The 13167-nt window shown below is 75.1% G+C and carries 15 protein-coding genes; 10 read left to right on the plus strand and 5 right to left on the minus strand.

The genetic code is table 11. From position 1 onward, the window contains the following. The first annotated feature begins 3 nt into the window (after positions 1-3). Genes H4O22_RS07025 through H4O22_RS07040 form a run of 4 tightly spaced genes read left to right on the plus strand, consistent with a single transcriptional unit; the run spans position 4 to position 3542 of the window. On the plus strand, positions 4-1263 hold the full coding sequence (locus H4O22_RS07025; RefSeq protein WP_182526302.1) for an ArsA family ATPase: 1260 nt from the start codon (positions 4-6) through the stop codon (positions 1261-1263). Then, positions 1260-1652 (plus strand): hypothetical protein, encoded by a 393-nt coding sequence (locus tag H4O22_RS07030; RefSeq protein ID WP_182526303.1) that lies wholly within the window; start codon positions 1260-1262, stop codon positions 1650-1652. Before H4O22_RS07025 ends, H4O22_RS07030 begins: the two co-directional genes overlap by 4 nt. Beyond that, positions 1649-2590: an ROK family glucokinase gene (locus H4O22_RS07035; RefSeq protein WP_182526304.1), complete on the plus strand. Its 942-nt coding sequence runs from the start codon at positions 1649-1651 to the stop codon at positions 2588-2590. The genes H4O22_RS07030 and H4O22_RS07035 overlap by 4 nt, the downstream gene beginning before the upstream one ends. Positions 2591-2594: 4 nt before the next feature. Then, positions 2595-3542: an ROK family protein gene (locus H4O22_RS07040; RefSeq protein ID WP_182526305.1), complete on the plus strand. Its 948-nt coding sequence runs from the start codon at positions 2595-2597 to the stop codon at positions 3540-3542. Positions 3543-3568: 26 nt separating this feature from the next. On the opposite strand, the gene H4O22_RS07045 is transcribed toward H4O22_RS07040, so the two are convergent. Together H4O22_RS07045 and H4O22_RS07050 are read right to left on the minus strand one after the other, a co-directional pair. Next, positions 3569-4015 (minus strand): hypothetical protein, encoded by a 447-nt coding sequence (locus H4O22_RS07045; protein ID WP_182526306.1) that lies wholly within the window; start codon positions 4013-4015, stop codon positions 3569-3571. A 56-nt stretch (positions 4016-4071) separates the two neighbouring features. After that, positions 4072-4842 carry an alpha/beta hydrolase gene (locus H4O22_RS07050; RefSeq protein WP_182526307.1) on the minus strand — a complete coding sequence of 257 codons (771 nt, stop codon included), beginning with the start codon at positions 4840-4842 and terminating at the stop codon, positions 4072-4074. Between the two features lie 61 nt (positions 4843-4903). Here H4O22_RS07050 and H4O22_RS07055 point away from each other — a divergent pair, with 61 nt between their 5' ends. The 5 genes from H4O22_RS07055 to H4O22_RS07075 are packed head-to-tail and all read left to right on the plus strand — an operon-like array spanning position 4904 to position 8870. After that, on the plus strand, positions 4904-5647 hold the full coding sequence (locus H4O22_RS07055; RefSeq protein ID WP_182526308.1) for a lysophospholipid acyltransferase family protein: 744 nt from the start codon (positions 4904-4906) through the stop codon (positions 5645-5647). Then, positions 5644-6783, plus strand: coding sequence for a MacS family sensor histidine kinase (gene macS / locus H4O22_RS07060; RefSeq protein WP_182527007.1), 1140 nt, complete (start codon positions 5644-5646; stop codon positions 6781-6783). The genes H4O22_RS07055 and macS overlap by 4 nt, the downstream gene beginning before the upstream one ends. Further along, positions 6780-7310 (plus strand): flavin reductase family protein, encoded by a 531-nt coding sequence (locus tag H4O22_RS07065; RefSeq protein WP_182526309.1) that lies wholly within the window; start codon positions 6780-6782, stop codon positions 7308-7310. The genes macS and H4O22_RS07065 overlap by 4 nt, the downstream gene beginning before the upstream one ends. 10 nt (positions 7311-7320) lie before the next feature. After that, positions 7321-7989 (plus strand): response regulator, encoded by a 669-nt coding sequence (locus H4O22_RS07070; RefSeq protein ID WP_182526310.1) that lies wholly within the window; start codon positions 7321-7323, stop codon positions 7987-7989. Then, positions 7986-8870 carry a hypothetical protein gene (locus H4O22_RS07075; RefSeq protein ID WP_182526311.1) on the plus strand — a complete coding sequence of 295 codons (885 nt, stop codon included), beginning with the start codon at positions 7986-7988 and terminating at the stop codon, positions 8868-8870. Before H4O22_RS07070 ends, H4O22_RS07075 begins: the two co-directional genes overlap by 4 nt. Here H4O22_RS07075 and glpK read toward each other — a convergent pair. Both glpK and H4O22_RS07085 read right to left on the minus strand, forming a co-directional pair. After that, complete coding sequence (gene glpK / locus H4O22_RS07080; protein ID WP_182526312.1) at positions 8867-10342, minus strand: glycerol kinase GlpK; 1476 nt, start codon at positions 10340-10342, stop codon at positions 8867-8869. The two genes, H4O22_RS07075 and glpK, sit on opposite strands and share 4 nt — an antisense overlap. Next, positions 10339-11157, minus strand: coding sequence for a DUF1028 domain-containing protein (locus tag H4O22_RS07085; protein WP_182526313.1), 819 nt, complete (start codon positions 11155-11157; stop codon positions 10339-10341). The genes glpK and H4O22_RS07085 overlap by 4 nt, the downstream gene beginning before the upstream one ends. A 115-nt stretch (positions 11158-11272) precedes the next feature. On the opposite strand from H4O22_RS07085, the gene H4O22_RS07090 reads away from it, so the two are divergent. Beyond that, complete coding sequence (locus tag H4O22_RS07090) at positions 11273-12301, plus strand: 6-phosphofructokinase (protein ID WP_182526314.1); 1029 nt, start codon at positions 11273-11275, stop codon at positions 12299-12301. A gap of 79 nt (positions 12302-12380) precedes the next feature. Here H4O22_RS07090 and H4O22_RS07095 read toward each other — a convergent pair whose 3' ends face one another. Continuing rightward, positions 12381-13163: an endonuclease/exonuclease/phosphatase family protein gene (locus H4O22_RS07095; protein ID WP_182526315.1), complete on the minus strand. Its 783-nt coding sequence runs from the start codon at positions 13161-13163 to the stop codon at positions 12381-12383. Between the last annotated feature and the right edge of the window lie 4 nt (positions 13164-13167).

A 13167-nucleotide genomic window follows, 5' to 3' on the forward strand; every position in this document is an offset into this window, starting at 1 on the left:
CGCGTGCGCATCCTCCTCTTCACCGGCAAGGGCGGCGTCGGCAAGTCGACGATCGCGGCCGGCACGGCCGCGCTCGCGGCGGCCGGAGGGCACCGCACGCTCGTGCTCTCCACCGACGCCGCGCACTCCCTCGCCGACGCGTACGGCGTGCCCGTCGGCGCCGAGCCCACCCAGGTCGCCGACCGGCTCTTCGTCCAGCAGGTCGACGCGCAGCTGCGCTTCCAGCAGTCCTGGGCGGAGATCCAGGGCTACCTGCTCTCGGTGCTCGACGTCGCCGGCGTCGACCCGGTGGCCGCCGAGGAGCTGACGGTCATCCCCGGCGCCGAGGAGGTGCTGGCGCTTCTCGAGCTGCGGCTGCACGCGCTCTCCGGCGCCTGGGACGTCGTGGTCGTCGACTGCGCCCCGACCGCCGAGACGCTGCGGCTGCTCGCCCTGCCCGAGGCGCTCGGCTGGTACATGCAGCGGGTGTTCCCCGCCGAGCGGCGGATCGTCAAGGCGCTGCGCCCGGTGCTGACCCGCGCCGCCGGGGTGCCGATGCCCGCCGACGACGTCTTCGACGCCGTCGAGCGGCTGCACGCCGAGCTCGACGAGGTGCGCCAGCTGCTGTCCGGCCCCGGCTCGAGCGTGCGGATCGTGCTGACGCCCGAGTCCGTCGTCCTCGCCGAGGCCCGGCGCTCGCACACCACGCTCTCGCTGTACGGCTACCGCGTCGACGGCGTGGTCGCCAACCGGGTCTTCCCCGCCGAGGACGCCGACGACTGGCGGGCCGGCTGGGTGCTCGCCCAGGACGAGGTGCTCGCGCAGGTCGAGCAGTCCTTCGGCGACCTGCCGGTGTGGCGCTCGGTCTACCGCCCGCGCGAGCCGATCGGGGTCGAGGCGCTGACCGCCCTGGCCCGCGAGGTGTACGCCGGCACCGACCCGCTCGCGCCCCCGGCCGGGGACGGGCCGTTCCGTGTCCAGCGGACCGCCACGGGGGCGGTGCTCCACCTGGCGCTGCCCGGCGTCTCGCGCGACGACGTCGACCTGGCGCGCAACGGCGAGGAGCTGGTCGTCACCGTGGGGTCCTACCGTCGGCTCCTGACGCTGCCCGCCGGGCTGGCCCGCTTCCAGGTGGCCGGCGCCCGGGTCGTGGACGGCGAGCTGCAGGTGCGGTTCCGCGAGACACCGGCGGCCACCGGACCCACCACCGAGACCACCACAGACACGACAGACACGACAGACACCGCAGGCACCGCAGGCACCGCAGAGAGGCGACACGGATGAGCACCGAGGAGACCGGAAGCGTCGGGGAGGAGGCGGCCAAGCTCTTCGGCGTGCTCGCCGACCTCGCACGCGACCAGGGCGCCGACCTGGGTGCCGGGGTCTCCGGTCTCGCCGACCGCGCCGCCGCCACGCTCCACGACGTCGGCGAGCACGTCGCCACCGACAGCCCCGAGTGCACCCTGTGCCCGGTCTGCCGGACGGTGCACGTGCTGCGCCGCACCAGCCCCGAGGTCCGGGCGCACCTGAGCGCCGCGGTCTCGTCGCTGGCCCAGGCCGCCGCCGGCCTGCTGGCGACCGCGGTGCCCGACGAGACGCGCGCCCGCGCGCAGGGCGCGGGGGTGGAGCCGATCGACCTCGACGACGCGGACGAGTGGGCGGAGGACGCATGACCCTGTCCTGCGGGGTCGACGTCGGCGGCACCAAGATCGCCGGCGGGGTCGTCGACGAGGACGGCGCCATCCTCGAGGAGCTGCGGGTCGTGTCGCCGGCCACCGACGCCGAGGCCATCGAGGACGCCATCGCCGGGCTGGTCCTCGAGCTGCGCTCGCGCCACGACATCTCCGCGGTCGGCGTCGGCGCCGCCGGCTACATCGACAAGGCCCGGGCGGTCGTGATGTTCGCCCCCAACATCGCCTGGCGCAACGTCGACCTGAAGTCCGAGCTCGAGGAGCGCGTGCACCTCCCGGTCGTCGTCGAGAACGACGCCAACGCGGCCGCGTGGGGCGAGTTCCGGTACGGCGCCGGCCACGACGTCGACGACCTGCTGCTGGTCACGGTCGGCACCGGCGTGGGCGGCGGCGTCGTCCTCGACGGCTCGCTCTACCGCGGCGCGTTCGGGGTGGGCGCCGAGATCGGGCACATGCGCGTCGTCCCGGGCGGGATCCTCTGCGGCTGCGGCAACCACGGGTGCTTCGAGCAGTACGCCAGCGGCTCGGCCATGGTGCGCGAGGTGCGTGCCTCGGCCCGCGGCGGCTCGCTGCTGGCCCGCCACGTCCTGGACCTCGCCGGCGGCGACCCGGAGCGGATCACCGGCCCGCTGGTCACCGAGGCGGCCCGCGCCGGCGACCCGTTCGCGGTCGAGGCGCTCGCCGAGCTCGGCCGCTGGCTCGGCGAGGGGATCGCCTCGCTCACCGCCATCCTCGACCCCGCGGTCGTGGTGATCGGGGGCGGCGTCAGCGAGGCGGGCGACCTGCTGATCGGGCCGGCCCGGGCGGCGTTCGCCGCGCAGCTCACCGGTCGCGGCCACCGTCCGTCGCTGGAGATCCGCAAGGCCCGGCTCGGCAACCGCGCGGGCCTGATCGGCGCCGCCGACCTCGCGCGGCGGTAGCGCGGTGGGGCTCTTCGTCGGGGTCGACGTCGGCGGTACCAAGGTGCTCGCCGCGGAGGTCGACGCGACCGGCGCCGTGGCGCGCACGGCCCGCCGCTCGACGCCGGGCCGCCGGGTCGACGTACGCCTCCTGGAGGCCGCGCTCACCGAGGCCGTCGAGGAGGTCGCCGCCGGTCGCGAGGTGGACGGGGTCGGCCTGGCCGCGGCCGGGTTCGTCGACGCCGCGGGCGAGCGGGTGATGTTCGCGCCGCACCTGCCCTGGCGCGGCGAGGAGGTACGCCGCCGGCTCACCGACCTGTGGGGCGTCCCGGTGGCGCTGGACAACGACGCGAACTGCACCGCCCGCGCCGAGCTGCGGTACGGCGCGGCCCGGGACGCGCGGGACGTCCTGGTCGTCACGATGGGCACCGGCATCGGCGGCGCCGTGGTGCTCGGCGGCCGGGTGCACCGGGGGCGCAACGGCATGGCGGGGGAGTTCGGCCACATGCAGGTCGTCCCCGACGGCCGGGCCTGCGAGTGCGGGGGCCGCGGCTGCTGGGAGCAGTACTCCAGCGGCAACGCGCTGGTCCGGCACGCCCGCGCGAGGCTCGGCCACGAGCCCACGCTGCTGGAGGAGCTCTGCTCCGGCGACCCGGACCTGCTGGTCGGGCCGATGGTGACCGCGGCCGCCGAGGACGGCGACCTGGTCGCGCGCGGCGCCTTCGCCTCGGTGGGTGAGTGGCTCGGCGTCGGCCTCGCCAACCTGGTCGCGGCCTTCGACCCCGAGCTGGTGGTCATCGGCGGCGGGGTGTCCGCAGCGGGGGACCGGCTGCTGGAGCCGGCCCGCACCGCGCTGGCCCGGTCGCTGGTCGGCGGCGGACACCGGACGGTGCCGCCGGTGGTCCGGGCCCGGTTCGGGCCGGAGGCCGGCGCCGTGGGTGCGGCCGACCTGGCCCGCGACTCCCTGGCCTGACCGCGCCTGGACCTGCCTGGACCTGCCTAGACCTGCGCGCCGTCGTCCCAGGGGTCCCGGGGGCCGCGCGGCATCTGCCAGACGAGGTAGAGGAAGCCGCCGACGAACGACGCGACCAGCAGGTAGGCGATCAGCCGCGGCAGCGAGATCCCGGCGACCAGGCACACCAGCAGCACCGTCGGGGAGCCGAAGACCCCCAGCCAGGCGAACAGCCGGTCGCGGGTCGGCCGGGGGAGCGGCGGCGCGGGCGGCGGGACGAACCGGTCCTCGGGGTCGACCGAGGTCGAGCTGAACCAGTCCGGCTCCGGCTCGGGCGTGGACTCCGGGTCCGGCACGGGCTCCGCCGCGGTCTCTGCCGCGGGCTCCGCTGCGGGCTCAGCAGCGGCGCCGGCCTCGCCGTCCAGGGCCGGACGCTCGCCGTAGTTGTCGACGATGGAGCGCCAGACGGCGTCCTCGTCCTCGTCCCGCTGCACCCTGCGAGCGTAGGCGGTCGGACGCGGAGTCCCCAGCCCGCCGTACCTCCCGCTGGCTAGGGGGCGCTCACCCGCGCGACGAACTCCGCGGTGTCCGCGAAGATCCGCGGGGCGTCGTGGTCGAGGGTCGCCACGTGGTAGCTGTCCTCCAGGCGCACGACGCGCACCTCGCGGGAGGAGACCGAGCGGGTGATCAGCGGCTCGGACAGCTCGTCGACGACGTTGTCGACCGTGGAGCGGAAGTAGAGCAGCGGCGCGGTGACGTTCGGCAGGTCGGCGGCGAGCGTCGGCCAGGCGCGGAACATCGTGTGCGCCGCCTTGAGCGGCGTCCGGGTGTAGCCGTGCTCCTCGACGCCGGGCTTCTTGATGTCGTTGATGATGCCGGGCAGCGAGGGCACGAGGTGCTTGAGGACCGGCAGCAGCTTGACGTCCAGGCGCTTGGTGGCGACGGCGGGGTTCACGACCACGACGCCGGAGACCCGGTCGGGGTGCTCGGCCGCCAGGCGCAGGCTCAGCGCGCCGCCCATGGAGAGCCCGCCGACGACCACGGCGTCGTTGTCGAGGCAGAGCTTGTCGAAGACCCGCGCCAGCTCGCCGTACCAGTCCTCCCAGGTGGTGGCGTTCATCTCCCGCCAGGTGGTGCCGTGGCCGGGCAGCCGCGGCACCTCCACGGCGTACCCCCGCTCGGCGAGGTGCTCGCCCCACGGCTTGACCGACGCCGGCTGGCCGGTGAACCCGTGGCTGAGCAGCACGGCGACCCGTCGGCCGTCGGTGAGCTCGGGGCGGGCGGGGACCGAGAGCGGGGACGCGAGCGGGTGGATCGTCATGGCGGCACTCTAGGTCTACAGTTCCGGTGTCTCGGTCGGTCGGTGGAGGGTGGGTTGCTCGGTGTTCTACTGGTTCCTGAAGTGGATCGCGCTGGGCCCGGTGCTGCGGGTGGTCTTCCGCCCCCAGGCCGAGGGCGCCGACCACGTCCCCGTCGAGGGGCCGGCGATCCTGGCCAGCAACCACCTCTCGTACGCCGACTGGCTGTTCATGCCGCTGACCCTGCCGCGGCGGGTCACGTTCGTCGCGAAGGCCGAGTACTTCACGACGCCGGGCGTCAAGGGCCGCCTGCAGCGGCTGTTCTTCTCCGGCGCCGGCCAGGTGCCGATCGACCGCAGCGGCGCCAGCGCCGCCGAGGGCGCGCTGTCGGCGGCCAAGCGGATCCTGGACCAGGGCGAGCTGTTCGGCATCTACCCCGAGGGCACCCGCTCCCACGACGGCAAACTCTACCGCGGCAAGACCGGCGTGGCCCGGCTCGCGCTCGAGAGCGGGGTCCCGGTCATCCCGGTCGCCGTGGTCGGCACCGACGTGGTGGCGCCCCCGGGCAAGAAGTTCGGCCGGTTCACCCGCCCCGTCGTGCGCTTCGGGAAGCCGCTGGACTTCTCCCGCTACGAGGGCATGGAGAACGACCGCTACATCCTGCGCTCGATCACCGACGAGATCATGTACGAGATCATGAAGCTCTCCGGCCAGGAGTACGTCGACGTGTACGCCTCCCGCGCCAAGGAGGAGTCCCGCAAGGCCGAGAAGGCCGCGAGCGACGCCCGCGACGAGCGCGACGCGGTCGACCAGAGGAAGGCGTCCTGACCCGACCGGTCGGCTGGCGCCGTCCGGAGGCGACCGTCGAGGACCGGCTGTTCCGGTCGCTGGCGGTGCTGCGGGTCGTCCTGCTCCTCAACGCGGTGGGGCTGAACCTCTACCGCGCCGAGAACTTCCAGCGCCCGGTCGCGGGCCTGCTGGTCGTGCTGGTCATGGTCGCGTGGACGGCGTTCACCGTCTGGGCGTACGCCGACCCGGCCCGCCGCACGCTGCCGGTGCTGGTGCTCGACCTGCTGGTCGCCCTGGGGGCGCTCGCGGTCACGCCCCTGGTCAAGGGGGACGGGTTCAGCGCCAGCGTGCCGGGGTTCTGGGTGATGGCCGCGCTGCTCGCCTGGGCGATCCACCTGCGCTGGCGCGGCGGGCTGGTCGCGGCCCTCGCGCTGGCCGTCGTCGACCTGTCGGTGCGCGAGGACGTCAGCCAGACCAACTACGGCAACGTCTACCTGCTGGTCATCGGCGGCGTGGTGATCGGCGGGATGGCCGAGTCGCTGCACCGGATGGCCGAGCAGCGTGACCGCGCCGAGCACGAGGCGGCCGCCGCGAGGGAGCGCGCCCGGCTGGCCCGCGCGGTCCACGACGGCGTGCTCCAGGTGCTCGCGCTCGTGCAGCGCCGGGGTGCGGAGCTCGGCGGCGACGCGGCCGAGCTCGGGCGGCTGGCCGGCGAGCAGGAGGCCGAGCTGCGGCGACTGATCCGCGCGCAGGACGCCGTACCCTCCGGCGCCGGCGTGCCGGGCGGCCGGCGCGACCTCGCCGCCGAGCTCGCCCGCCTCGAGCGGCCGGGCGTCGTCGTGGTGGGGCCGGGCGCCCCGGTCGAGCTCGACGCGCACGTCGTCGACGAGCTGACCGCCGCGGTGAGCGCCTGCCTGGACAACGTGACGCGGCACGCCCCCGGCTCGACCGCGTGGGTGCTGCTCGAGGAGCTGCCCGACCGGGTGGAGGTCGCGGTGCGCGACGACGGCCCGGGCATCCCCGCGGGCCGGCTCGCGGCGGCCGAGGACCAGGGCCGGCTCGGGGTCAGCCAGTCGGTCCGCGGCCGGGTGCTCGACCTCGGCGGCACCGCCACCCTCACCACCGGCGCGGACGGCACCGAGTGGGAGCTCTGCGTGCCCCGGGAGGACCGATGACCATCCACGACACCCACCCGTTCGCCGACCCCGAGCCCGACCCGGTCCGCCGGTTCCGGGGCCGGCTCGGCGGCGCGGTCTCGCTGTGGACCGCTGGCGCGCTCGACGACCCGCACGGCCGGGCCGGGCTGACGGTCACCTCCCTCATGGTGGCCGCCGGGGAGCCGGCTCGGCTGCTCGCGCTGGTCGACCCCGACTCCGACCTCGCCGACGTCGTCGCCGACACCGGGCGCTGCGTGGTCCAGCTTCTGTCCTGGAGGCACCGCGACCTGGCCGAGGCGTTCGCGGGCACCGCGCCGGCGCCCGGCGGACCGTTCCGCGCGGCGCCGTTCGAGCAGACGCCCTGGGGGCCGCGGCTCGTCGGGACCACCGTGTGGGCCGGCCTCGTCGTCGAGTCGTCCGCGTCCGTGGGCTGGTCGGACCTGCTCACCTGCGTCGTCGAGGAGGTCCACGTCGGCGACGACGACGACCCGCTCGCCCACCGGCGGGGTCGCTGGGTGCGCGCCGGCAGCCCCGGCACCCACTAGGGTCCCGGCCATGACGGACGAGCCGATCCGGGTGATGGTCGTCGACGACCACCCGATGTGGCGCGACGCGGTCGAGCGCGACCTGCAGGCCGCCGGCTTCGACGTGGTCGGGGTGGCGGCGAACGGGCCGGAGGCGCTCGCCCGGTTCCCCGCGGTGCGCCCGCAGGTGCTGGTGCTGGACCTGCAGATCCCCGCGCCGGGCGGGGTCGAGGTGACCGCGGAGGTGCTGCGCCAGGACCCCGCGGCGCGGGTGCTGATCCTGTCCGCGTCGGGCGAGCAGGCCGACGTCCTCGAGGCGGTCAAGGCGGGCGCGACCGGCTACCTGGTGAAGTCGGCGTCGCGCGAGGAGCTGCTCGACGCCGTACGCCGGGTGGCCGCGGGCGACACCGTGTTCACCCCGGGCCTGGCCGGCCTGGTGCTGGGGGAGTACCGGCGGCTCAGCGAGCCCGCGGCGTCCGGCCCCGCCAACCCCGAGCTCACCGAGCGCGAGACCGAGGTGCTCAAGATGGTGGCCAAGGGGCTCTCGTACCGCCAGATCGCCGAGCGGCTCGTGCTCTCCCACCGCACCGTGCAGAACCACGTGCAGAACACCCTGCGGAAGCTGCAGATGCACAACCGGGTGGAGCTGACCCGCTACGCCATCGAGCAGGGTCTCGACGAGGACGACGAGCTGCGGTGAGCGCGCTGCTCGAGATCGCCGACGAGCTCTACGGGCTCGCCCTCGCCGACTTCACGCCCGCCCGCGACGCGCTGGCCAAGCAGCACCGGGGCACCGACCTCGCCCAGCAGGTCAAGGCGCTGCGCAAGGCGTCGACGGCGGCCTGGGTGGTCAACGTGCTGGTGCGGCACGAGACCGAGCAGGTCGAGCAGGTGCTGGCCGTCGGCGCCGCGCTCCGGCAGGCCCAGGCGGACATGTCGGGCGAGGAGCTGCGGGCGCTGACCCGGCAGCGCCGCCAGCTGACCGCGGCGATCACGACGCAGGCCCGCAGCGTCGCCCGCGACCGCGGCGTCAAGGTGACCGAGGCGGTGGCCGACCAGGTGGAGGCGACGCTCACGGCGGCGATGGTCGACGAGCGGTGCGGTGCCGCGGTGCGCAGCGGGCTGCTGGTCACCGCGCTGGCGGCGACCGGCGTCGACGAGGTCGACCTCGCCGGCGCGGTGGCGGTGCCCGACGCGCTCGGGTTCAGCGCCACCCCGCGCGAGGTCGAGGCGCCGGCCCGGCCCGACCTCAAGGTCGTGCCCGACCCCGACGCGGACGCGAAGGCGCGCGCCGCCGCCGAGGAGGTCCTCGAGGGCGCCGAGGAGGAGGTCGCCGCCGCCCGGGCGGCGCTCGACGAGGTGGTCGCCTCGGTCAAGGAGCTCGAGGCGCGCACCATGCAGGTGCAGGCCGAGGCCGACGAGCTGCGGCGCCGGCTGGCCGAGCTCGAGACCGCCGCCGAGGAGGTCGACGACGAGCTCGCCGAGGCCGAGGACGGCCGGAGCGAGGCCGAGGACGCCCTCGCCGAGGCGACCCGGGCGCGCGACGCCGCGCGCGCTGCGCTCGACAAGCTCGAGGGCTAGACCTGCGCCCAGCCGCGCGAGCGGTCGACGGCGGCGCTCCACCGGGCGTGCGCCGCGTCCGCGCCCGCCCGGTCGGGGCCCGGCGTGAACGACCGGTCCAGCTGCCAGGTCTCGCGCAGGTCGTCGGTGGAGCCCCAGACGCCGGTGCCGAGGCCGGCGAGGAACGCCGCCCCGAGCGCGGTCGTCTCGACCAGCCGCGGCCGCTCGACGGGGACGCCGATCTGGTCGGCCTGGATCTGGCAGAGCAGGTCGTTGGCCGACGCGCCGCCGTCCACGCGCAGCGAGGACAGGTCGGCGGGCATCGTCTCCAGGACGTCGCGCACCTCGAAGGCGATCGCCTCCAGCGTGGCCCGCACCAGGTGGGCGCGCGTGGTGCCCCGGGTCAGCCCCACGATCAGGCCGCGGGCGTGCGGGTCCCAGTGGGGGGCGCCGAGCCCGGTGAGGGCCGGCACGAAGACCACGCCCTCGCTGGAGTCGACGGTGGCCGCGATCGCGGCGGTCTCGGCGGCGGACCCGACGATCTGCAGGCCGTCGCGCAGCCACTGGACGGCCGCCCCGGTCACGAAGATCGAGCCCTCGAGCGCGTAGGTCAGCTCGCCGTCGGGGGAGCGCCACGCGGCCGTCGAGAGCAGCCCGGCGTCGGAGCGCGGCACCTCGGTGCCGCAGTTGGTGAGGATGAACGAGCCGGTGCCGTAGGTGCACTTGGAGTCGCCCACGTCGAAGCAGGTCTGCCCGAACAGCGCCGCCTGCTGGTCGCCGGCGATCCCCGAGATCGGCAGCGACAGGTCCAGGAAGGTCTTGGGGTCGGTGACCGCCACCTCCCCCCAGCTGGGCACCAGCTCCGGCAGCGCGTCGCGGGGTACGCCGAACAGGCCGCAGAGCTCGTCGCTCCAGTCACCCTCGGCGAGGTCGAAGAGCAGCGTCCGGCACGCGTTGGAGACGTCGGTGACGTGGTAGGTGCCGCGGGTCATCCGGGCGATCAGGTAGGAGTCGACCGTGCCCACGGCGTACCGGCCGGACTCGACGAGCGCCCAGGTGTGCGGCTCCTCCTCGGCCAGCCAGCGCAGCTTGGTGCCGGAGAAGTAGGGGTCCAGCCGCAGGCCGGTCAGCTCGCCGACCCGCTTCTCGTGGCCCGCGTCGCGCATCCGGGTGCAGATGTCGGCCGAGCGGCGGTCCTGCCAGACGATCGCCCGGCGCGGGGAGCCGAGGGTCTCCCGGTCCCAGAGCAGCACCGTCTCGCGCTGGTTGGTGATGCCGACCGCGGTGAGCGCCGAGCGGTCGACCTGGGCGAGCACGGAGCGCACCGCGTCCAGCGTGGCCTGCCAGATCCCCTCGGGGGCGTGCTCGACCCAGCCGGGGTGGGGGAAGTGCTGGGCGAACTCCTCGGTCGCGGTCGCCTCGATGGTGCCCTCGGGGGTGACGACGACCGCCGTCACGCCGGTGGTGCCGGCGTCGATCGCGAGGACGGTCACGACTCGCCCCGCACCACCGCGAGGACCTTCTCGTCGATCCAGGACAGGTCGTCGGCGACCCGCATCTCGTAGTTCTCGGTGCCGACCCACGCGGCGAAGTCGCGGTGGCCCTGCGCCTCGGCGTACGCCGCCAGCTCGGCCTCGAGCTCGGTGGTGACCGGCACCTTCTCCTCCTCGGTGGAGGCGGTGAGGTAGAGGTCGTTGAGGTCGAGCAGGCGGGCCAGCTCGGTCACCGGAGCGGCGTGGTCGTCGACCCGCAGGTCGACGGCGACGTCGTCGCGCCCGCCGTACCCGGCACCGTCGCGGACCACGAGCAGCGCGGCCGACTGACGGCCCCGCTTGTCGCCGCCCGCCTCGTCGCCGGCGGCCAGCGCCGCGAGCAGCCGGTGGGCCAGCGGGAGGTCGGGGGCGGAGGCCTCGAAGGCGTCGCGCATCGCGAGCACCACCTCCTCGCCGGTGAGCACGTTGCCCTGGACGGCGTACCCGTCGCCGGTGAGGCCGCCCGCCCAGTCCAGGCACGCGGACCCGGTGTGGGTGACCGCGCCGCCGTCGACGTCGACCAGGCCGACCTGGCGGTGGTCGCGCCCGTCGTCCTCCTCGAGCAGCCGCTGCAGCGCGACGGGGGCGGTGGCGCCCTCGTCGAGGTGGGAGAGCGCGAGGCCCTTGTAGGCCACGTTGGCGTCGGCCTGGGTGGCGATCGCGCCCACCTGGGCGACCGCGGCCGGCACGGCGGACCCGACCGCGAGGAACTTCGAGGCGACCGCCACCCCCCAGGACTCTCCGTCGGCGGACCGGGCCACGATCGAGAACGTCATGGCCGCAGCGTAGTCAGGAGGGTCGGCGTCTTCCGGTAGCCGCCGGGAGGCTGCGCCACTAGGGTCCCTGTGAACGATCCAACGAGGGGTCGGCCCGTTCTGCAGAGGAGTGTCGATGCGCGTCGGAGTGCTCACGGGGGGCGGGGACTGCCCCGGCCTGAACGCCGTCATCCGGGCGGTGGTCCGCAAGGGCGTGCAGCAGCACGGCTTCGACTTCGTCGGCTACCGCGACGGTTGGAAGGGCCCGCTCGAGGGCCTCACCATGCCGCTCGGCGTCGAGGAGTGCCGCGGCATCCTGCCCCGCGGCGGCACGATCCTGGGCTCCTCGCGGACGAACCCGTTCAAGATCGACGGCGGCGTGGAGCGGATCCGGGAGAACCTCGCCGCGGACGGCGTCGACGCCCTGGTCGCGATCGGCGGCGAGGACACGCTCGGCGTGGCCACCAAGCTCGCCGACCTCGGCGTCTCGGTGGTCGGCGTCCCCAAGACGATCGACAACGACCTCAGCGGCACCGACTTCACCTTCGGCTTCGACACCGCGGTCAACGTCGCCACCGAGGCGATCGACCGGCTGCACACCACCGCCGAGTCGCACCACCGCGTCCTGGTCGTCGAGGTGATGGGCCGGCACGCCGGCTGGATCGCCCTGCACGCCGGCATCGCGGGCGGCGCGAGCGCCGTCCTGATCCCCGAGCAGCCCTTCGACATCGAGGCGATCTGCGCCCACGTCGAGACCCGGTTCGAGACCCACTACGCGCCGATCATCGTGGTCTCCGAGGGTGCGGTCCCGATCGAGGGCGGCGACATGACGCTCGCCTCGGGCGAGGTCGACGCGTTCGGCCACGTCCGGCTCGGCGGCATCGGCGACCGGCTCGCGAGCGAGATCGAGCACCGCACCGGCAAGGAGGCGCGCGCCGTCGTCCTCGGCCACGTGCAGCGCGGCGGCACCCCCACGGCGTTCGACCGCTGGCTGGCGACCCGCTTCGGCCTGCAGGCGATCGACGCGGTCGCCGACGGCGACTTCGGCACCATGATGGCCCTCCAGGGCACCAGGATCGTCCGGCTCCCGCTCATCGAGGGCACCGGCGAGCTCAAGCTGGTCAGCCCCGAGGAGTACGCCGAGGCCGAGGTCTTCTTCGGCTGACCCCGCCCGTGGAACCTGCACGCCGAGTCGGCGTGAATGTCCGGGTTCCCCACAGGCGAGCTGTGGAGAACCCGAACATTCACGCCGACTCGGCGGGGGTGGCGAGGTCGAGGTCGACGACCAGGGCGCGGTGGTCGGAGAGCGGGAGCCGGCGGGCCTCGGCGTGCGCGACCTCGAGCGGGCCGTCGGCCAGCACGTGGTCGAGCTGGAGGCAGGGCCGCTGCGCCGGGAACGTCGGCGCCGTGACCAGCGACCGCATGCCGGTGATCGACCGCGCCCGGTCCGGCCCCATGTTGAGGTCGCCGACCAGCACGAGCGGTCGCGCGGCGGCGGTGAGGGCGCCGGTCAGCGCCCGCAGCTGACGCCTGTTCCACCACGGTACGAACGACAGGTGGGTGTTCGCCACCGTCAGCGGGCCGCCCGGTCCCTCGACGTGCGCGGCCACCCCCACCCGGGGCTCGTCGCCGACCATCGTCGGGACCCGGCTGCCCCTGAACCACATCGGCACCCGGGTGCGCAGGGCCGGCAGCCGGACGATCTCCCAGGACGTGACCGGGTGCCGGCTCAGCAGCGCGATGCCGTACGCCGCGGCGTCGGGCTGCTCCTCGCCGGTCGCCGCGACCCAGGTCGCGCCCGGGCTGCCGTTCAGCGCCGCCACGAACCGGTGGTCGGCCGCACCCATCGCCTCCGCGGCGGCGGCGGTGAGGTCGGCGTGCTGCGAGCGCGGCTGGTTGCGGTCCACCTCCTGCAGCGCCAGGACGTCGGCGTCCAGGGAGGCGATCGCGTCCTGGAAGGCCGACAGGTCGACCTGGTCGTCGTCGGGGGAGCGTCCGTTGAGGATGTTGAAGGTGACGAGGCGCATTGCG

The organism is Nocardioides dongkuii (assembly GCF_014127485.1).
Classification (GTDB): domain Bacteria; phylum Actinomycetota; class Actinomycetes; order Propionibacteriales; family Nocardioidaceae; genus Nocardioides; species Nocardioides dongkuii.